Origin of the sequence: Exiguobacterium sp. s28 (assembly GCF_018618135.1) — a bacterium.
GTDB lineage: Bacteria > Bacillota > Bacilli > Exiguobacteriales > Exiguobacteriaceae > Exiguobacterium > Exiguobacterium mexicanum_A.
Map to the genome: position 1 here is coordinate 154,314 of NZ_JACSLL010000006.1, position 18,802 is coordinate 173,115.

At 54.8% G+C, this 18,802-nt stretch carries 17 protein-coding genes and 1 riboswitch; of the genes, 14 read left to right on the forward strand and 3 right to left on the reverse strand.

The genetic code is table 11. The annotated features are described in order from the left end of the window. Positions 1 to 358 precede the first annotated feature (358 nt). The 6 genes from KNP78_RS08705 (at position 359) to KNP78_RS08730 (ending at position 5,816) form a co-directional block, all read left to right on the forward strand. A complete protein-coding gene (locus KNP78_RS08705; RefSeq protein WP_214823707.1) occupies positions 359 to 1,171 on the forward strand; it encodes an undecaprenyl-diphosphate phosphatase in 813 nt (270 codons plus the stop codon). Positions 1,172 to 1,264: 93 nt separating this feature from the next. Then, positions 1,265 to 1,407: riboswitch (FMN riboswitch) on the forward strand. A 152-nt stretch (positions 1,408 to 1,559) separates the two neighbouring features. Beyond that, the gene (gene ribD / locus KNP78_RS08710; protein ID WP_214823708.1) at positions 1,560 to 2,639 is read left to right on the forward strand and encodes a bifunctional diaminohydroxyphosphoribosylaminopyrimidine deaminase/5-amino-6-(5-phosphoribosylamino)uracil reductase RibD; all 1,080 of its coding nucleotides are present in this window, start codon (positions 1,560 to 1,562) and stop codon (positions 2,637 to 2,639) included. Further along, positions 2,620 to 3,261, forward strand: a complete 642-nt coding sequence (ribE, locus tag KNP78_RS08715) for a riboflavin synthase (protein WP_214823709.1) — start codon at positions 2,620 to 2,622, stop codon at positions 3,259 to 3,261. The genes ribD and ribE overlap by 20 nt, the downstream gene beginning before the upstream one ends. Beyond that, on the forward strand, positions 3,261 to 4,445 hold the full coding sequence (gene ribA, locus KNP78_RS08720; protein ID WP_214823710.1) for a GTP cyclohydrolase II: 1,185 nt from the start codon (positions 3,261 to 3,263) through the stop codon (positions 4,443 to 4,445). The genes ribE and ribA overlap by 1 nt, the downstream gene beginning before the upstream one ends. Continuing rightward, the gene (gene ribH, locus KNP78_RS08725; RefSeq protein WP_305798045.1) at positions 4,442 to 4,906 is read left to right on the forward strand and encodes a 6,7-dimethyl-8-ribityllumazine synthase; all 465 of its coding nucleotides are present in this window, start codon (positions 4,442 to 4,444) and stop codon (positions 4,904 to 4,906) included. Before ribA ends, ribH begins: the two co-directional genes overlap by 4 nt. Positions 4,907 to 5,000: 94 nt before the next feature. Beyond that, positions 5,001 to 5,816, forward strand: coding sequence for a ZIP family metal transporter (locus tag KNP78_RS08730; RefSeq protein ID WP_214823711.1), 816 nt, complete (start codon positions 5,001 to 5,003; stop codon positions 5,814 to 5,816). Positions 5,817 to 5,901: 85 nt separating this feature from the next. Here the strand turns inward: KNP78_RS08730 and pruA are convergent, their stop codons facing one another. Then, complete coding sequence (pruA, locus tag KNP78_RS08735) at positions 5,902 to 7,446, reverse strand: L-glutamate gamma-semialdehyde dehydrogenase (RefSeq protein WP_034778762.1); 1,545 nt, start codon at positions 7,444 to 7,446, stop codon at positions 5,902 to 5,904. A 172-nt stretch (positions 7,447 to 7,618) separates the two neighbouring features. On the opposite strand from pruA, the gene KNP78_RS08740 reads away from it, so the two are divergent. The 3 genes from KNP78_RS08740 (at position 7,619) to KNP78_RS08750 (ending at position 10,494) form a co-directional block, all read left to right on the forward strand. Next, on the forward strand, positions 7,619 to 8,434 hold the full coding sequence (locus tag KNP78_RS08740; protein ID WP_214754001.1) for a nuclear transport factor 2 family protein: 816 nt from the start codon (positions 7,619 to 7,621) through the stop codon (positions 8,432 to 8,434). A gap of 12 nt (positions 8,435 to 8,446) precedes the next feature. Beyond that, the gene (bcp, locus tag KNP78_RS08745; RefSeq protein WP_034778758.1) at positions 8,447 to 8,884 is read left to right on the forward strand and encodes a thioredoxin-dependent thiol peroxidase; all 438 of its coding nucleotides are present in this window, start codon (positions 8,447 to 8,449) and stop codon (positions 8,882 to 8,884) included. A gap of 233 nt (positions 8,885 to 9,117) precedes the next feature. Beyond that, positions 9,118 to 10,494 carry an alanine/glycine:cation symporter family protein gene (locus KNP78_RS08750; RefSeq protein WP_214796903.1) on the forward strand — a complete coding sequence of 459 codons (1,377 nt, stop codon included), beginning with the start codon at positions 9,118 to 9,120 and terminating at the stop codon, positions 10,492 to 10,494. A gap of 40 nt (positions 10,495 to 10,534) precedes the next feature. Here KNP78_RS08750 and KNP78_RS08755 read toward each other — a convergent pair whose 3' ends face one another. Then, positions 10,535 to 12,238 (reverse strand): methyl-accepting chemotaxis protein, encoded by a 1,704-nt coding sequence (locus tag KNP78_RS08755; RefSeq protein ID WP_214823713.1) that lies wholly within the window; start codon positions 12,236 to 12,238, stop codon positions 10,535 to 10,537. Between the two features lie 218 nt (positions 12,239 to 12,456). Here KNP78_RS08755 and gatC point away from each other — a divergent pair, with 218 nt between their 5' ends. From gatC to rlmD, 5 genes are all read left to right on the forward strand, one after another. After that, on the forward strand, positions 12,457 to 12,747 hold the full coding sequence (gene gatC / locus KNP78_RS08760; RefSeq protein WP_021066487.1) for an Asp-tRNA(Asn)/Glu-tRNA(Gln) amidotransferase subunit GatC: 291 nt from the start codon (positions 12,457 to 12,459) through the stop codon (positions 12,745 to 12,747). Between the two features lie 11 nt (positions 12,748 to 12,758). Then, complete coding sequence (gene gatA / locus KNP78_RS08765) at positions 12,759 to 14,201, forward strand: Asp-tRNA(Asn)/Glu-tRNA(Gln) amidotransferase subunit GatA (RefSeq protein ID WP_214823722.1); 1,443 nt, start codon at positions 12,759 to 12,761, stop codon at positions 14,199 to 14,201. 12 nt (positions 14,202 to 14,213) lie between these two features. After that, positions 14,214 to 15,644 (forward strand): Asp-tRNA(Asn)/Glu-tRNA(Gln) amidotransferase subunit GatB, encoded by a 1,431-nt coding sequence (gene gatB / locus KNP78_RS08770; RefSeq protein ID WP_021066489.1) that lies wholly within the window; start codon positions 14,214 to 14,216, stop codon positions 15,642 to 15,644. Between the two features lie 61 nt (positions 15,645 to 15,705). Continuing rightward, complete coding sequence (locus tag KNP78_RS08775; protein ID WP_214753993.1) at positions 15,706 to 16,707, forward strand: diacylglycerol kinase; 1,002 nt, start codon at positions 15,706 to 15,708, stop codon at positions 16,705 to 16,707. Positions 16,708 to 16,803: 96 nt separating this feature from the next. Continuing rightward, entirely contained in the window at positions 16,804 to 18,159 is a 1,356-nt protein-coding gene (gene rlmD / locus KNP78_RS08780; protein WP_214823724.1) for a 23S rRNA (uracil(1939)-C(5))-methyltransferase RlmD, read from the forward strand. A gap of 199 nt (positions 18,160 to 18,358) precedes the next feature. Here the strand turns inward: rlmD and KNP78_RS08785 are convergent, their stop codons facing one another. Beyond that, a complete protein-coding gene (locus KNP78_RS08785; RefSeq protein ID WP_214823726.1) occupies positions 18,359 to 18,700 on the reverse strand; it encodes a hypothetical protein in 342 nt (113 codons plus the stop codon). Positions 18,701 to 18,802: the final 102 nt, after the last annotated feature.

The following is an 18,802-nucleotide window of genomic DNA, read 5'->3' on the forward strand; positions in this document are numbered from 1 at the left end:
AAGTGCATTCTTCAAGTTTTTTTAAACCGATTTTATGAACCGATAGGTCTAAAGCCCTGGTTACACTTTGAAAAAATGGTAACAGTTCTATTACAAATTTAATATTAAATGGGTTCAATTGTAAACAAAAAGTTTTATGATGGCGTAAATGTCATATTCTGTACGAAAAAGTACCCAACTGGCCAATGGGGTCATCACCGTTGCACCAGTTGAGTACTCTTCTATAATAAATTTAATTTTCAGACTAATCAATGAAAGTTTTGAAAATAACGAATTTTTTTTGAAAGGCTGGTCAGTGAAAGAGACGGTCTGCTAAAATAATGGAATTGATGTAAAAAAGAAAAGAGGATATTACGATATGACAATATGGTTGTTCTACTTACTGCTCGGTTTGATTCAAGGCTTCACGGAGCCGATCCCGATTTCGTCAAGCGGTCACTTGGTCATCTTCCAAGAGCTGTTCGATATCCAATTACCGGGACTCTCGTTCGAGATATTCGTGAACTTTGCCTCGCTGCTCGCCGTCTTGACGATTTATCGGAAAGACGTCGTCCGTCTCGTCGTCAGTCTGTGGACGTTCTTATTTAAGAAAGATCGCAGCGACGAGACGATGATTGATGTTAAGTTCATCGGGCTCTTGCTCGTCGCGACCGTCCCGGCTGGTTTGCTCGGTGTCTTGTTCGGTGATTGGATCGGGGAGACGCTCGGTGGAGTCGCCACGGTCGGCTACACGCTCATCTTGACTGGGCTCGCGCTCTGGTTCATCCGCAACATGCGCGGGAACAAAGGGGACGGCGGCATCACGCTCCGCGACGCGATTTTGATTGGTCTTGCTCAAGCGGTCGCACTCATTCCAGGGATCAGCCGCTCCGGCGCCACGATCGTCATGGCGATGCTCCTCGGCATCAAGCAAGAGTCGGCCCTCCGCTTCTCGTTCTTCTTATTCATCCCGGTCAGTCTCGGGACGATGATTTTAGATGGACCGGCGCTGTTCACGAATCCGGAAACGCGTGAACTGTTCGGACCGCTCATCTTGGCGTTCATCGCCTCGTATGCGCTCACGGCCATCTCGCTCAAATGGTTCCAACACATCATGGCGAAAGGCGAGCTCAAGTATTTCTCGTTCTATTGCTGGATCGTCGGTCTCCTCGTCGTCCTATTCTTGGCATGATTCTGAAGGCGCTGCTCACTCGAGCGGTGCCTTTTTGCGCATTTCGTTTTGCCATCGATTTATTTTTGCGCTAAAGTGGAATCGTACAAACAAATATTCCTTCGGGGTCGGGTGAAAGTCCCAACCGGCGGTGATGGGCGCGAGCCTTAAGTCCGTGACCCGGGCGCACGTGTGCGAACGGTGGATCTAGTGCGATTCTAGAGCCGACAGTATAGTCTGGATGGGAGAAGGAAACAGAACAGGTCCACGCGACCTGTAGTTCGTCGTACGTTTTTCTGTAAAGAAAACGCTTATTTGGTTTGCCCAAATGACGACCGACACCTCCCACCGAGACCTTGAGGATCATTCCTTGAGGTCTTTTTGTTTGTGCGAAACAAGGAGGGAGATTATGAATCAGTACATGCAACAAGCCATCCAATTGGCCAAGTCCGCCTCATCGACCGGCATCAACCCGCGCGTCGGCGCCGTCGTCGTCAAAGACGGCCGGGTCGTCGGATTCGGTGCTCACTTGAAGGCCGGGGAAGCGCATGCCGAGGTGCACGCCATCCGCATGGCCGGCGCTGCCGCCTACGGTGCGACGATGTACGTCACGCTCGAACCGTGCTCGCATTACGGCAAGACGCCGCCGTGTGCCGACCTGCTCGTCGAGTCCGGCATCAAGCGTGTTGTCATCGCGATGGAAGACCCAAATCCGCTCGTCGCAGGGCGCGGCATCGCTCGGTTGAAAGCGGCCGGGATTGACGTCGAGGTCGGGCTGCTCGAGCGTGAGGCACGAGCGCTCAATGTGGCGTTCTTGCGTTCGCTCGAGACGAAGCGGCCTTACGTCATCTTGAAGACAGCGACGAGCCTCGACGGCAAAGTCGCGCTCGATCACGGTGACAGCAAGTGGGTGACGGGGACAGAAGCGAGACGGGACGTCCATGAACTGCGGTCGACGGTCGATGCCGTCTTGACCGGTGTCGGCACCGTGCTCGCCGATGACCCAGGTCTGACCGTCCGGCTCGACCGTGAGACGACGCAACCGCTCCGGGTCGTGCTCGACCGTGAGTTGCGCACGCCGCTCTCGAGTCAGCTCGTCCGGACGGCGAACGATGTGCCGGTATTGCTCTACACGACGTCCGACGATCGAGTGAAGCGGGACGCGTTCACACAACGCGGCGTTGAGCTCGCCGACTACACATCGCTCGAAGCTGTCCTACAAGACATCTACGCACGCGGCATCGGCCGCCTGCTCGTCGAAGCGGGACCGACACTCGTCACTTCACTCATGGACGGACAGTTCGTCGACGAGTGGGTCATGTATCAGTCGCCACGCGTATTCGGCGGCAAGGGCAGCTTTTACCGCTCACATCATGACGGTCCGCTCGATGCAGTTGAGCGGTTCGACGTTCAAACGGTGGAGACGGTCGGTACCGACATCAAACTGATCATGCGAAAGGAGGGGTCCGATGTTCACGGGAATCGTTGAAGAAATCGGCAGTGTCAAGGCAGTAAAACGGAACGGTCCATCCCTGCGGCTCACACTGAGCGGAAAGATCGTCCTCGAGGATGTGAAGCTCGGTGACAGCATCTCCGTCAACGGCATCTGTCTCACCGTGACGACGTTCGACCGCGACAGTTTCTCGGTCGACGTCATGCCGGAGACACTCAAGGCGTCGAGTCTTGGCGGGGTCCGCCCCGGAACGAACGTCAATTTGGAACGGGCCATGCCCGCGAACGGACGCTTCGGCGGACATTTCGTCTCGGGTCACGTCGATGGCGTCGGGCGCATCGTGAAAAAACGGTCGCTCGCGAACGCCGTCTATGTCGACATCAGCTGCGAACCGTCGCTCCTCCGCTACATCGTCCCGAAAGGTTCGATTTCGGTCGACGGGACGAGCTTGACAGTGTTTGATGTCACCGAACGCGGGTTCACGTTGTCGCTCATCCCGCACACGTACAGTGAGACGGTGCTCGGGATGAAACAGGCCGGAGACGCGGTCAATTTGGAATGTGACATGTTGGCTAAATATATGGAAAAACTCGTAAATCAAAAACCGATGACGCTTGAATCACTGGCGTCGCAAGGGTATGGAAAGGCGGGATGGTAATGTTCCACACGATTGAAGAAGCAGTCGAAGATTTGAAGATGGGACGACCGATTATCGTCGTCGACGATGAGGACCGTGAGAACGAAGGAGACTTCGTCGTCCTCGCGGACAAAATGACCGCAGAGACGATGAACTTCCTCATCACGGAAGGGAAAGGGCTCGTCTGCGCCTCCCTGGCTGAAGAAGTGGCCGTCCGGCTCGACTTGCAGCCGATGGTCGCAAACAGCACCGATCCACATGGGACGGCGTTCACGGTCAGCGTCGATCACGTCGATTCGACGACGGGCATCTCGGCGAGCGAACGGGCCCATACGGTGCGCGAACTCGCGAACATTAACGCCCGTCCGGCTGATTTCCAACGTCCGGGACATATCTTCCCGCTCATCGCCAAAAAAGGCGGCGTCTCGGTACGACGCGGACATACAGAAGCGTCGGTCGACTTGGCGCGCCTCGCCGGAAGTGAACCGGTCGCCGTCATCTGTGAAATCATCCGCCCGGACGGCGAGATGGCCCGGGTGCCGGACCTTGAACGCGTCGCAGAAGCGCATGCTTTAAAGTTCATCACGATCGAGGCGCTCGTCCGCTATATGGAGACGGACCTCGTCAGTCGAGAGGCGGACGTCTCGCTCCCCTCGGTGAAAGGGGACTTCCGATTAATCGGCTATCGGAACGTCCTCGACCGGGAAGAACACGTCGCGCTCGTCAAAGGTGAGCTCGAACACGCACCGCTCGTCCGTATCCATTCCGAGTGTCTGACCGGCGACGTGTTCGGCTCCTATCGTTGCGATTGCGGGCCACAACTTGATACAGCGATGGCGAAAGTGGAAGCCGAAGGTGGTGTCATCTTGTATATGCGACAAGAAGGGCGCGGCATCGGTCTGCTCAACAAGTTGAAGGCGTACGAGTTACAGGAACAAGGGCTTGATACGGTCGAGGCGAACGTGGCGCTCGGACTTCATGCCGATTTGCGCGATTACCGGGTCAGCGCGGCCATGCTTCGTGACCTCGGCGTCACGAACGTCCGGCTCATGACGAATAACCCGGAAAAAGTCGATGCCTTGGAAGCGTGCGGGATCACGGTCATCGAACGTGTCCCAATTATCGTCGGCGCCCATGCGGCGAACGAGAAGTACCGAATGACGAAACAACAAAAAATGAACCACTTTGGAGGAGAAAAATCATGATGCATACATTTGAAGGAAACTTGGTTGGAAAAGGCTTGAAAGTCGGAATCGTCGTCGGACGGTTCAACGATCTCATCACGATGCGCTTGCTAGATGGGGCGAAAGATGCGTTAAAGCGCCACGGCGTCGAACAAGACGACGTTGAACTCGCGTTCGTCCCTGGGGCGTTCGAACTCCCGCTTGTCGCGAAGAAGATGGCGATGAGCAAGAAATATGATGCCGTCATCACACTCGGTGCCGTCATCCGTGGGGCGACACCACACTTCGACTACGTCTGTAATGAGGCGGCGAAAGGCATCGCCCAGGCGAGTTATCAGTCAGAAGTACCGGTCATTTTCGGCGTCTTGACGACAGAGACGATTGAGCAAGCAATCGAGCGAGCTGGAACGAAAGCCGGGAACAAAGGGTGGGAAGCGGCAACGTCGGCCATCGAGATGGCGAACTTGATGCGCGCGTTTTAATTGGACGGGGGAGAGCGAACCAGCTCTCCTCTTTTTTTGTCGTTAGCGACGCATGCGTCCCGGGAAAAGGATAGGGTGGAAGGAGACGATGGTGATGTGGGAATGGGTGGCTCAACTGAGCCCGGCCATGCAGGCGTTGCTCGGGACGATGTTCACGTGGGGGATGACCGCGCTCGGGGCGGCCATCGTCTTCATGACGAAGTCGATTAACGAGCGGTTGATGGACAGCATGCTCGGGTTTGCCGGCGGTGTCATGATAGCGGCCAGTTTTTGGTCACTCCTCGCCCCGGCCATCGAAATGGCGGAACAAGACGCGATGCCGGCTTGGTTTCCGGCCACCGTCGGTTTTTTAGTGGGTGGTCTGTTTTTGTCAGTCGTCGACAAGCTGATTCCGCACGTGCATCCGACGTCTTCCTTAAAAGAAGTGGAAGGTTTCCGTCCGCAGAAACGGAAGCGTAGCACGTTGCTCGTCTTGGCGATCACGCTGCATAACATCCCGGAAGGACTGGCCATCGGCGTCGCTTTCGGGGCGGTCGCAGCCGATTTCCCGTCCGCCTCGCTAACGGGTGCCATCGCGCTGGCCATCGGCATCGGCATTCAAAACTTTCCGGAAGGTGCCGCCGTGTCGCTCCCGCTCAGACGGGATGGGCTCTCCCGGCGCCGCAGTTTTTTCTACGGTCAGTTATCGGGCATGGTCGAACCGGTGGCCGCACTGGTCGGCGTTTGGGCCGTGCTTGTCATGGAGCCGCTCTTGCCGTTCGCGCTCAGCTTTGCCGCCGGGGCGATGATTTTTGTCGTCGTCGAAGAAGTAATCCCGGGGTCTCAAGAGAATGGGCATAAAGATATGGCGTCGATGGCGTTGATGCTCGGCTTCACGATCATGATGATTTTAGATGTAGCACTCGGATGAGGGCATGACAAAAGGAGCGCTGACGGTTGCGTCGGCGCTCCTTTATGTAGTGAACAGCCCGGCTCAAATGAGCCGGGCTTTTGGATTAAAACGTCTCAGACGTCGTTTTTGCTTGCATGTGGAGTTGGATATAATCCGGTCCGCCTGCTTTTGAGTCTGTGCCTGACATGTTGAACCCGCCGAACGGCTGATAGCCGACGATGGCGCCTGTGCAGCCACGGTTGAAATACAAGTTGCCGACGTGGAAGTTCTGACGCGCGTACTCTTGGTTTGAGCGGTCACGCGTGAGGACGGCACCCGTCAAGCCGTATTCCGTGTTGTTGGCGATGTCGATCGCTTCTTTGAAATCTTTCGCTTTCGTGAAGGCGACGATCGGTCCAAAGATCTCTTCTTGCATGAGACGTGCTTTCGGTGCGACGTCGGCGACGACCGTCGGCTCGACGAAGTAGCCTGTCGAGTCGTCAGCTTTTCCGCCGGCGACGATCTTGCCTTCTTCTTTGGCGACATCGAAGTATGATGTGATCTTCTTGAACGCGGCCGCATCGATGACCGGTCCCATGAAGTGTTCGTTCTGCTCCGTGTTGCCGACCGAGAGTTCGTTCGTCAATTCGACGACGCGATCGAGCACCGTGTCATACACGCTGTCGACGATGACGGCACGTGAACAAGCCGAACATTTTTGACCTGAGAAACCGAATGCCGATTTGACGATCGATTGGGCCGCGAGTTCGAGGTCCGCTGATTCGTCGACGACGATCGTGTCTTTTCCGCCCATCTCAGCGATGACGCGTTTGAGCCAGATTTGGCCGTCGTTCAATTTCGAAGCGCGCTCGTTGATGCGCAAGCCCACGTCACGTGAACCTGTGAAGCTGATGAAGCGTGTCTTCGGATGGTCGACGAGGTAGTCACCGACTTCAGCGCCTGGTCCTGGGATGAAGTTGAGGACACCTTTCGGCAAGCCTGCTTCTTCCATGACCTCGACGAATTTCGCAGCGACGATCGGTGTCGTCGAAGCTGGTTTCAAGAGGATCGTGTTACCGGCGACGATGGCCGCAACGGCCGTCCCTGCCATGATTGCGAACGGGAAGTTCCAAGGGCTGATGACGATCCCGACCCCGAGTGGGATGTAGTCATAGCGGTTGTATTCGCCCGGACGGCTCTCGACTTTTTTACCTGGTTTGAGTTCGAGCATTTGACGTGCGTAGTACTCCATGAAGTCGATCGCTTCCGCTGTATCCGCGTCTGCTTCGTTCCACGGCTTGCCTGCCTCTTTGACGAGGTAGGCCGAGAACTCGTGCTTGCGCTTGCGGACGATGTTCGCCGCTTTGAACAAGACGTCGGCACGGACGGCCGGGTCGACGTGACGCCATGAGTCGAACGCAGTGAGCGCTTCTTGCATCGCACGCTCCGCGAGCTCTTGGTTCGCTTTCGAGACGTGTCCGATGACTTCTTCTTTGTTAGCTGGGTTGTAAGACGTGATTTTGCTTTCCGTCGTAACTTTTTCCCCACCGATTACGAGCGGATAGTCTTTCCCGAGCTCACCGTTCACTTTCTCGATTGCCGCTTGGATGGCTGCGGCGTTCTCTTTGTTTGTAAAGTCTGTGAATGGTTCATGTTTGTATGGAATCATTCTCGTTCCCCCTTAAAAAGTGATCAAGCAGTTAAGCGCTTACGTCTGTATTGTATCGAAAATCTTGGTGAAATCCTAGTGAAACAATTTTCCAAAAAAGCTTGTCGTTTTCGCTCGAAATCGAGTCGTGGTAGGATGGGGGTACAGGACGTCTTGTGAAGGGAATGATTCGATGAAACAGTGGATATTGCCACTCGCCCTCACCGCCCTGCTTGCGGGGTGCGGCACGGGAGAAGAGGCGCCGGTCGAGGAGACGACCGAAGAGACGAAAGCGCCGCTCCCGGAAGCGGTTGAGACGGTATATGCGTCGTATCAACAAGCACTCGAAGACGGGGATGCGGCCGCGCTTAAAGCAATCGATTATGCGGGCGAGTTGACCGCCATCCCGGCGACAGGCGCGAAGACGCGCGAGCTCACACCAGGCGATATGTACGAGAGTTGGGTGAACGAGGACGGGGACGTCGCCTTCATCGTCCACGAGATGGAAGACGCGGACGGCAATGAACTGCCGAACCGGCTCTCGAAAGTCGCCATTAAAGAAGAGGATGAGTGGAAGCTCGTCGTCACACCGGCCTTGCTCCCGGCCGACGTGATCGGAGAAGTCGGAGTCATGCTGACGGGCATCGAAGCGAACGAGTACGGGGTGAATCCGGAAGCGAACGCCCGTCTCGCCGACGTGCCGGAAGATGAGGCCGGTCCGATTTACGACCGAGTGAACGCCCAAACCGACTATATGGCGCTTGAAGCCGACAATAACGTCTTCTTGCTCATGTCCGAGACACTCACCGTACCAGAGAATCAAGACACGATGACCGACTACTTCGAGGCGTACCGGACGTGGTATACCGACAATGAGGCGGAGCTCCAAAAAGCAGCCGCGACAGAAGACCCGGTCGAGTATCTCGAAGTGCTCGAACCGCTCAAACAAAAATTAGAACAAGCGATTGACGGTTATGACGAGAACCTCGTCGACCCGTCGTTCGGATAAGGAGGAAGCAACATGTTAGCACCGACATTCACATTACCGAACCAAAACGGGGACATGATCTCGCTCGAGGACTATCGTGGTCAGAAAGTCGTCCTTTATTTCTACCCGAAGGACGCGACGCCGGGCTGCACGACCGAGGCGTGTGATTTCCGTGACGCGACACCGAGATTGAACGGGGCCGTCGTCCTCGGCATCTCGGCCGATAGCCAGAAGAAGCACCAAAACTTCATCGCCAAACACGAGCTTCCGTTCGATTTGCTCGTCGACGACACGCATGAGGTGTCGGAGTTATACGGCGTCTGGCAGTTGAAGAAGAACTACGGGAAAGAGTACTACGGCATCGTCCGCTCGACGTTCCTCATCAATGAGGACGGTTATATCGAACAGGAATGGCGCAGTGTGAAAGTGAACGGGCACGTCGACGAAGTCGTCGCGGCGCTCACATCATAAATGGCGACGGCTTCCTTGAGGGGAGGCCGTTTTTGTTAGGGTTTCTCATTACAAATTTATTTCAAATACTAAATTTGGAATCAAGGTCATTCAAAGCGTCAGAGAGGTATATTACAAAAATATTACACGGTAACGTCTCGGTTTCGTGCCCCGTCAACTTGACGAAGTTGAGAATGTTCTGAAAAATATGAAGGAACAGTGAATTCAAGAAATACATAGGGGGCATAACTAGCATGGAACAATTTGAAGCGGTCTTGACGAGTCTATCGAATCTCGTCTGGGGACCACATTTGTTGATTCTATTGATTGGGACCGGGATTTACTTGACGTTCCGGCTCGGATTTATCCAAGTGACACGTCTCGGTGTCGGTTTGAAAGAAGCGTTCATCCCGAAACAGCAGACGGACGCAGAGGTCGCGAAGCAGAAGCGACAGCGCGGGGATATCTCACATTTCCAAGCACTCATGACGGCGCTCGCGGCCACGGTCGGGACCGGCAACATGGTCGGTGTCGCGACGGCGGTCGTCCTCGGGGGTCCGGGGGCCATCGTCTGGATGTGGCTCTCCGGTTTTATCGGGATGGCGACAAAATACGCCGAAGCGATCCTTGCCGTCAAATATCGCGTCGTCGATGAGCGGGGAGAAATCGCCGGCGGACCGATGTACTATTTGGAGCACGGGTTGAAAAAACGGTGGCTCGGAATGACGTTCGCCTTGTTCGCATCAATCGCTGCGTTCGGGATCGGCAACGGTGTCCAGACGAACTCGATCAGTCTTGCCTTGAACACGTCGTTCGGGGTACCGATGATCGCGACGGGAATCGGCATGATGGTCTTGACGGCGTTCGTCATCCTCGGCGGCGTCAAATCAATCGGGAAAGTCGTCGGCATTTTCGTGCCGGTCATGATCTTCGCATACGTCGGAGGCGGTCTCGTCATTCTCGTCACCAATTACGAGTTGATCCCATCGGCGTTCGCGACCATCTTCTCGAGCACGTTCAGTGCGGAAGCCATCGGCGGCGGGGCGCTCGGTGCCGCCATCCGTTACGGGGTTGCCCGAGGCGTGTTCTCGAACGAGGCGGGTCTCGGTTCGGCACCGATCGCAGCTGCTGCGGCGAAGACCGATTTCCCGGGACGGCAAGCGCTCGTCTCGATGACGCAAGTATTGATCGATACGCTCATCGTCTGTTCGATCACCGGATTGACAATCGTCATGAGCGGTCAATATACGGGCGGGCTCCAGGGCATCGAGTTGACGCAAGCGTCGTTCGCTTACTTCCTCGGCCCGATCGGGGAACTCATCGTCACGATCTCGCTCGTCTTCTTCGCTTTCTCGACGGTCATCGGCTGGTGTTATTACGGCGAACGGTCGGTCTATTATCTGCTCGGGGAGAAAGCGATCGTTCCGTATCGGATGATGTATATCCTCGTCGCTGGACTTGGTGCGATGACAACGAACTTGAATCTGATTTGGGCCATTTCGGACGTCTTCAACGGACTGATGGCAATCCCGAACTTGATTGGTCTCTTGTTCTTGTCGGGTGTCGTCGTCGCCGAGACGAAGCGTTTCGAATTGGAGCGGAAAAAAGAATTGCGGGAAGCAGCCGCCTAATCAAAAGGAAGCATCCTCACGCGAGGACGCTTCCTTTTTTTCATACTTTGAATTGACCGATCAACTCGTTCAACTCATCCATTTTTTGTTGGGACATCTCGGTGGCCCGGTTCAACTCGCTGAAGCGGTCGACGGACATGGTCACTTTCTCGGCGATTTCTTGCGTGCCGAGCGCCCCGTTGTTGACCGTGACGGCGACATCTTGAATGACCCCGATCATATTCGACGTCAACTGTTCGAGTTCGACGGCGGCATCGGCGAATTCTGATGCGGTCGTCTCGAATCGGCCGGCGTCCTCACTGTAATGCTCGGCCGCTTCCTCAAGCTGATCATAGTCTTTCAATACGTTCGTATCGAGGAAACCGAGCATCTCGCTCGACGTGTCATTTAAATGGTCGACGGAGTGGAGCACGGTCGTCGAGATGGCTTGAATCCGTTCGACGGTCGTCCGGCTCGTCTCCGCCAGTTTTCGAATCTCATCGGCGACGACGGCGAACCCGCGTCCCGCTTCACCGGCCCGAGCGGCTTCGATCGAGGCGTTCAAGGACAGGAGATTCGTCTGGGCGGCGATGTCGAGGATGTCATTCGTGAGTGTCGCGATTTCCCGGACGGCTTTGGCGTCCTGCATCGCTTTCTCTAAATTGACACGTGTCGATGACAGGACACTGAGTGCGGACGCTTTCGCCTCGACGGCATGGTCACGCAGGGCGACGGCACGGGCATCGACTTGTGCGGCCTCGGCTTTTCGCTCGGCGGCCATCGTCACGATATGGTGGAGCGTCCGTTCCATGTCGGAGGCCGACGCGTTCATCTCTTGGGCACTCGCGGCCGTCTGTTGCATGCCGGCTGTCAAGTCCTCTGTCGTCGCGGCGGTCGTCGTCATATACGTATCAAGCGCTTTCAATTCGTCGTACATGTGAGCGGATTGTTCGGTCACCCCGCGTGACACACCGTTCACTTGAAGGATCAATTGACGGAGGTTGGCGAGGAATTGGTTGAAGTCGCGGGCGAGTCCCGAGAACTCGTCGCGTCGCTTCACCGGGATGGCGGTCGTCAAATCGCCTTGGCTCGTGGCGAGTTCGCGCATCTTCAGTTTGAACTCGTTGAGCGGTTCGAAGATCGAGCGGAAGATGAATACCATCATCAATACTGTAAAGACGACCGCCGCGGCCATGATGACCATGAGCGTGAACTGGACTTGCTCGAACAGCGCCGCACCGGATTCCGTGTCAGACCGAATCGCGTCGCGGTTCAAGTTGACGAGCAGACCGAGCGTGTTCGAGAGGGCATCGGCGGCCGGTGTCGCCGTGTCCCGGATATAGGCATCGGCCGCGGCTTGACCGTCCGCGTTCGAGATGCGGACGAGCTCTTCGATATTCGTTTTAAATGTCGTCCATTGGTCCGTCGCTTGATCGAACAGCTCCTGGTCGGCTTTCGTGATGATGGTCGACTCATAACCGCTCATCTGTTGCTCGAGAATCGTGATGCCCGTGTCGAGGTTCGTTTCGACATTTTGCTTCGTCACCTCGTCTTCGACCAAGGCGTGGCGCATCATCTGTTGGCGAATCTCAAGCAACTGTTTATCGACTTGATGAATTTGATCCATTCCCGGCACCCACGAGACGTTCATATCTTGCTGGGCGGCCTTGGACGCGTTCAATGCATAGAATGAGTAGCCGCTCACCCCGAGCAACAACACGAGCAAGACGGTGAAGGCGACGATCAGTTTGTTACGGATTGACATAGGGATCCTCCTCGAAAAAAAGAATGCTTCTTTCTAAGCATAATGAGATTGAGGGACGGACCGAATAGGCGTTTTTGGAAACGAGTCAATATTACAGGGACATTCCCTAACTTTTCAAAAAAGACATCAAGATTGGCGAGATGGGATTTTCTTTTTTGTCTTATAAAAAAGTGGTATGATAATGGACGATGTATTGAAAACTGTTGGAGGTGGAACCTTTGGCTCGAATCACAGAAGCTGAAGTTCGGCACGTCGCCGGACTCGCCCGACTTGCGATCACAGAAGATGAAGTGACGCACTTCACGGAGCAATTGACAAAAATCCTCGAGTTCGCCGAGCAACTCGATGAACTCGATACGACGGGCGTCATCCCGACGACCCATGCCCTAGATTTGAAAAACGTACTACGCAAAGACGAGGTTCGTCCTTCACTTCCACGCGAGGAAGTCGAACGGATGGCACCTGATTGGGAGAACGGCCAAGTCCGTGTCCCAGCGGTCTTTGAATAAGGAGGCCCTTCATGAGTTTATTTGATCACGGTGTAGCCAAGCTGCATACGCTTATAAAAGAAGGCGAAGTCACGGTATCCGACCTCGTCAAAGAATCATTTGACCGCATCGAGGCGACCGACGAGAAAATCGGTGCCTTCTTGACGCTCAACGAAGACGCGTTCGAACAGGCGAAACGGATGGACGAGCTCGCCAAGACCTCGGACAACCCGCTCTTCGGTTTGCCGATCGGCGTCAAAGACAACATCGTCACGAAAGGGACACGCACGACGTGTGCCTCGAAGTTCCTCGAGAACTTTGTCCCGGCCCATGACGCGACGGTCGTCGAGCGTCTCCATGATGCCGGTGCCGTCACGATCGGGAAACTCAACATGGACGAGTTCGCGATGGGTTCATCGAACGAGAACTCGGCGTTCAAAGTCGTCCGCAACCCGTGGGACACAGACCGCGTACCAGGCGGTTCGTCAGGCGGTTCAGCGGCAACGGTCGCGGCCGGTCAAGTTTTGTTCAGCCTCGGCTCGGATACGGGTGGCTCGATTCGTCAACCGGCGGCCTATTGTGGCGTCGTCGGGATGAAACCGACGTACGGTCTCGTCTCACGTTACGGTCTCGTCGCATTCGCCTCGTCGCTCGACCAAATCGGTCCGCTCACTCGTACGGTCGAAGATAACGCCTACTTGTTGAACGCGATTGCCGGTCATTGCGACATGGACTCGACGTCAGCGACGGTCGACGTACCGGATTACACGAAATCACTTCACGGCGATATCAAAGGTATGAAGCTCGCACTTCCAAAAGAGTTCATGGCCGAAGGCGTGTCAGAAGGTGTCCGTAAACAGATTGAACAAGCGGTCGAGACGCTCAAGTCGCTCGGTGCGACGGTCGAGACGGTCTCGCTCCCGACGGTGAAATATGCGCTCCCGACGTACTACTTGCTCGCGTCATCGGAAGCGTCTTCGAACCTCGCCCGGTTTGACGGCATCCGTTACGGGCGCCGCGCCGAGGCCGATGCGCTCGAAGAAGTGTTCACGTACTCGCGCGAACAAGGTTTCGGGGAAGAAGTGAAACGCCGCATCATGCTTGGGACATACGCACTCAGCTCGGGTTATTACGATGCGTTCTACAAAAAATCGCAACAGGTCCGCACGCTCATGAAGCAAGACTTCGCGAACGTATTCGCCGACTACGATGCAATTATCGGACCGACTGCGCCGACGGTCGCGTTCAAACTCGGTGACCAGCTCGAAGATCCGCTCACGATGTATGCCAACGATATCATGACGATTCCGGTCAACTTGGCGGGCATCCCGGCCATCTCGGTACCGGCTGGCTTGTCAGAAGGTCTCCCGGTCGGTTTACAGATCATCGGGAACCATTTCAGTGAACCAACACTCTACCGCGTGGCCCATGCTTTTGAACAAGCAAACGGCGGTTTCAAGATGCCACAGCTCTAAGGAGGACGTACGATGAACTTTGAAACGATCATCGGGATCGAGGTGCACGCCGAGCTGAGCACGAAGTCGAAGATTTGGTGTGGCTGCTCGCGCACATACGGTGCCGAAACGAATACACAGACGTGTCCGATTTGTCTCGGACACCCGGGCGTCTTGCCTAAATTGAACGAAGAGGCCGTCAATCTCGCCATCAAGGCCGCGATGGCACTCAACTGCGAAATCGCGACCGATACGAAATTTGACCGCAAGAACTATTTCTATCCGGATACGCCGAAAGCGTACCAAATCTCGCAGTTCGACCAGCCGATCGGTTTCAACGGCCATGTCGATGTCGAAGTCGACGGTGAGATGAAGCGGTTCCGCATCGAACGCGTCCATCTCGAGGAAGATGCCGGGAAGATGAACCACACGGGCGAGAAACACTCGGTCGTCGACTTCAACCGGACCGGGTCACCCCTCATCGAGATCGTCAGTGAGGCTGACATGCGTTCACCGAAAGACGCCGTCGCCTACCTCGAGCGCTTGAAAGAAGTGCTCTCGTTCGCGGGCGTCTCGGACGTCAAGATGGAAGAAGGGTCGCTCCGTTGCGACTGTAACATCTCGGTCCGTCCGTTCGGTCAAGAGCCGTTCGGCACGAAGACGGAGCTCAAAAACTTGAACTCGTTCTCGAACGTCTTGAAGGCGCTCGAGTATGAGGAAGACCGTCACCGCAAACTCCTCATCACGGGCGGCGTCATGCGTCAAGAGACGCTCCGTTTTGACGAGGCGGCGAAGAAGACGATCCTCATGCGTGTCAAAGAAGGGGCGGCCGATTACCGTTACTTCCCAGAGCCGGACCTCGTCCGTCTCGAGATCGATGAGGAATGGAAAGAACGCATCCGCGCCACGCTTCCGGAACTTCCGGTCGCACGTCGCGAACGTTATATGAACAACTACGGCCTGTCGGCTTATGATGCCAAGGCGCTCACGTCGACGCGGGAGTTCTCGGACTTCTTCGAAGCGACGACTGCGGCCGGTGCCGAACCGAAAGCGGCCGCGAACTGGCTCATGGGTGAAGTGCTCGGTCACTTGAACAAATCGGACGATACGATCGAGACGATGAAATTGACACCGAGCTCGCTTGCGGAGTTGATTCGTTTGATTGGAGAAGGTACAATTTCTTCGAAGATCGCCAAACGCGTGTTCACAGCTATGATCGAAGAAGGCGCCGAGCCGAAGGCGTACGTCGAAGCGAACGGTCTCGCCCAAATCTCGGACGAGAACTTGCTCCGCGGCTACATCCTCGACTTGTTCGAAGCGCATCCGCAGATGATTGAAGACTTTAAGAACGGGAAAGACCGTGCTAAAGGCTTTATCATCGGGCAGATCATGAAGCAGACGAAAGGGATGGCGAACCCGGCACTCCTCGATGGCTTGTTCCACGAAGAGATCGCCAAACGCTAAACAAGCGGCGAGGCACTTGTGTCTCGCTTTTCGCTCGACTTGAGCATGGGGAGAGAACATTATGCAACGAAAACGCGCACGGGTCATCTATAACCCGACATCTGGAAAAGAAGTGATCAAACGGGAACTCCCGTACATTTTGAACCGCCTCGAGGATGCGGGTTATGAGACGTCGACGTACGCGACGAAAGCGATCGGCGACGCGACGCTCGAGGCCGTTCGGGCCGCAGAGGCCGAGTTCGACTTGATTATCGCGGCCGGTGGGGACGGGACGCTGAACGAGGTCATCTCGGGACTCGCTCCGCTCGACACGCGTCCGACGATCGGACTCATCCCGGTCGGAACGACGAACGACTTCGCCCGGGCGATGCGAATCCCGCTCAACGTCGTCGGTGCCCTCGACGTCATCTGTGACGGGTTCGAGATGCCGGTCGACCTCGGTGAGATTGAAGGGGAAAAAGGCGACATCCATTACTTCATCAATATCGCCGGCGGAGGCATCATGACGGAGCTGTCGTATGAAGTGCCGTCGAAACTGAAGACGGCGCTCGGCCAGCTCGCCTATTACGTCAAAGGGATGGAGAAGCTTCCACTCATCAAGCCGACGTATATCGAGCTCGAACACGACGAGGGCACGTTCAGCGGCGAGGTCATGATTTTCCTCACGTCGAATTCGAACTCGGTCGGTGGCTTTGAGAAGATCTCACCGCACGCGTCATTGAACGACGGACTGTTCGACTTGTTCATCTTGCGCAAGTGTAACTTGTTCGAGTTCATCCACGTCGTCCGTTTATTGCTCCGCGGCGAACACTTGTCGAGTCCGCTCGTCGAGCACGTCAAGACGGGACGCGTCAAGATGAAGACGACGACGGAACCGATGAGTCTCAACATCGACGGTGAGTACGGCGGCGAATGCACAGGCGAGATGCGGAACTTGTTCCGTCACTTGACGGTGCTCGCGCCGAACGCGCGCATCCGTGAGATGGAAGACCTGAACGCCCAGTATGAACGCGAACAGATGATCAAACAGCTGTTCAACGTGTCAAACGAGAAAGCAGAATGAGTCGGCTCGGCGTGGCGCACACGCCGAGCTTTTCGTTCGCTTGGAACGGGTATGAACCAATACACACTATTTTTTGAATCGGGAAAGGAGAGACTCATGTTACCAGTCCAAAAAAATGACCGTCTCGACGTCCACATCCACGACCTCACACACGAAGGCGCGGGTGTGGCACGGGTCGACGGTTATACGTTGTTCGTCCCGAACGCACTTCCGGGAGAGACCGTGGAGATTGTCGTGACGAAGACGAATAAACAGTACGGGTTCGCCCGCTTGATCGATGTGAAACAAGCGAGTGCGGACCGTGTCGAGCCACCGTGCCCGATTTTCTATCAGTGCGGGGGCTGTCAGCTCCAACACTTCAGCTATGACGGCCAGCTCCGCCAAAAACGGGACCGTGTCGTCGATGCGTTGAAGCGACTTGGCCAATTCGATGTGCCCGTCCACGAGACGATCGGCATGCCGGAACCATGGCGTTACCGCAACAAGGCGCAAGTGCCGTTCAAAGACGAGGCCGGTCGCCTCGTCGCCGGTTTCTATCGTCCACGTTCACACGACATCGTCGAGATGAAGGAATGTCTCATCCAAGACGAGCGCAACGATGAGGCCGTCCAAGTCGTCCGTGACGTGCTCGCGGCGCACGGTGTGCCTGCGTACGATGAGAAGACAGGGCGCGGCGTCATCCGCCACGTCATGGCCCGTTACGGGTATCATTCGGGTGAATTGATGATCGTCCTCATCACGAAGACGACGAAAATCAAAGGTGTGAACGAGATTGTCGCCGACATCTTGAAGCGTCTCCCGGACGTGACGTCGATTATGCAAAACGTCAACCCGGACAAGACGAACGTCATCTTAGGATCGACGAACAAATTGTTATATGGCCATGAGACGATTGAGGACAAAATCGGTGGACTGACGTTCACGATTTCCCCGCACTCATTCTTCCAAGTCAACCCGGTCCAGACGGAGAAACTGTACGGCAAGGCGCTCGAATACGCTCAACTCACCGGAACGGAACAAGTCGTCGACGCCTATTGCGGCATCGGGACGATCAGTCTGTTCCTCGCCCGGAAAGCGGCGCACGTGTATGGCGTCGAAGTCGTGCCGGAAGCAATTGAGGACGCGAAACAGAACGCGCTCGTCAATGAAATCGACAACGTGACGTACGCGTGTGGCGCAGCGGAAGATGTGTTGCCGCAGTGGAAGAAGGATGGCGTCAATCCAGACGTCATCGTCGTTGATCCGCCGCGTAAAGGCTGTGCCGAGTCGTTCCTCGAGACGATGGTCGAGATGGCACCGAAGCGGATCGTCTACGTGTCGTGTAACGTCGCGACGCAAGCACGCGATATGCGTTACCTCGCTGACCGCGGCTACCGACTTGTCGAAGTCACACCGGTCGACATGTTCCCGCATACGGCGCATGTGGAGACGGTGGCGTGGATGGAAAGATAACAAAAAACCTCTAGAACGACGTTAAATGTCGTTCTAGAGGTTTTTTGTTATCTAATAAGAATTGTTGATAGTTTATTGTGGTTAAAAAGGATTGAATCAAAATTTCTAATAAACTTTATCTCTAGATTAGTTCATTTATTCCTCTATTGATATCTAAAAACATCAAATAGTTGTCTAAAGTTATAGTATATGTTGCATGTCAAACTATGCACACAACAACTTCAGTTTCAACGTTAATAGGAAGTACTTCGGAGAATTTTTTTTCGACCCACGTATTTCGTTTTTCAATTTCTCGACTAAAATCTTTTTCTTTAATCACTAATAGTTTATCTAATTTTTTTAATACCTTGTTTAATCCTTTCTTTATCTCCTTACTATGGGAAAAAAGGTACAAATTTACTTGATAAGCGTTAGGGTGTGAAGAGTGGTTACGTGGTTCTTTCATTGAACTAATTAAATTATTTAATTGATCAATCTCCTCATCGAAAAGTGACTGTATTTTTTGAAAAGATTTTGTTTTCATTTCTTGTTTTTTATACAAACTAACTGCCGAATGTATTTTGCAATACAAATGTGCACAATAATGCAACGAAAAGTACAGAACTTTGCCAGCTGGGTTTTAGTGTTTCGACAACGCATGCGT

Bases quoted from the DNA above. Each gene is read 5' to 3' on its own strand.
- KNP78_RS08705 (WP_214823707.1), top strand. From the start codon at position 359: ATGACAATATGGTTGTTCTACTTACTGCTCGGTTTGATTCAAGGCTTC.
- ribD (WP_214823708.1), top strand. From the start codon at position 1,560: ATGAATCAGTACATGCAACAAGCCATCCAATTGGCCAAGTCCGCCTCA.
- ribE (WP_214823709.1), top strand. From the start codon at position 2,620: ATGTTCACGGGAATCGTTGAAGAAATCGGCAGTGTCAAGGCAGTAAAA.
- ribA (WP_214823710.1), top strand. From the start codon at position 3,261: ATGTTCCACACGATTGAAGAAGCAGTCGAAGATTTGAAGATGGGACGA.
- ribH (WP_305798045.1), top strand. From the start codon at position 4,442: ATGATGCATACATTTGAAGGAAACTTGGTTGGAAAAGGCTTGAAAGTC.
- KNP78_RS08730 (WP_214823711.1), top strand. From the start codon at position 5,001: ATGTGGGAATGGGTGGCTCAACTGAGCCCGGCCATGCAGGCGTTGCTC.
- pruA (WP_034778762.1), bottom strand. From the start codon at position 7,446: ATGATTCCATACAAACATGAACCATTCACAGACTTTACAAACAAAGAG.
- KNP78_RS08740 (WP_214754001.1), top strand. From the start codon at position 7,619: ATGAAACAGTGGATATTGCCACTCGCCCTCACCGCCCTGCTTGCGGGG.
- bcp (WP_034778758.1), top strand. From the start codon at position 8,447: ATGTTAGCACCGACATTCACATTACCGAACCAAAACGGGGACATGATC.
- KNP78_RS08750 (WP_214796903.1), top strand. From the start codon at position 9,118: ATGGAACAATTTGAAGCGGTCTTGACGAGTCTATCGAATCTCGTCTGG.
- KNP78_RS08755 (WP_214823713.1), bottom strand. From the start codon at position 12,238: ATGTCAATCCGTAACAAACTGATCGTCGCCTTCACCGTCTTGCTCGTG.
- gatA (WP_214823722.1), top strand. From the start codon at position 12,759: ATGAGTTTATTTGATCACGGTGTAGCCAAGCTGCATACGCTTATAAAA.
- gatB (WP_021066489.1), top strand. From the start codon at position 14,214: ATGAACTTTGAAACGATCATCGGGATCGAGGTGCACGCCGAGCTGAGC.
- KNP78_RS08775 (WP_214753993.1), top strand. From the start codon at position 15,706: ATGCAACGAAAACGCGCACGGGTCATCTATAACCCGACATCTGGAAAA.
- rlmD (WP_214823724.1), top strand. From the start codon at position 16,804: ATGTTACCAGTCCAAAAAAATGACCGTCTCGACGTCCACATCCACGAC.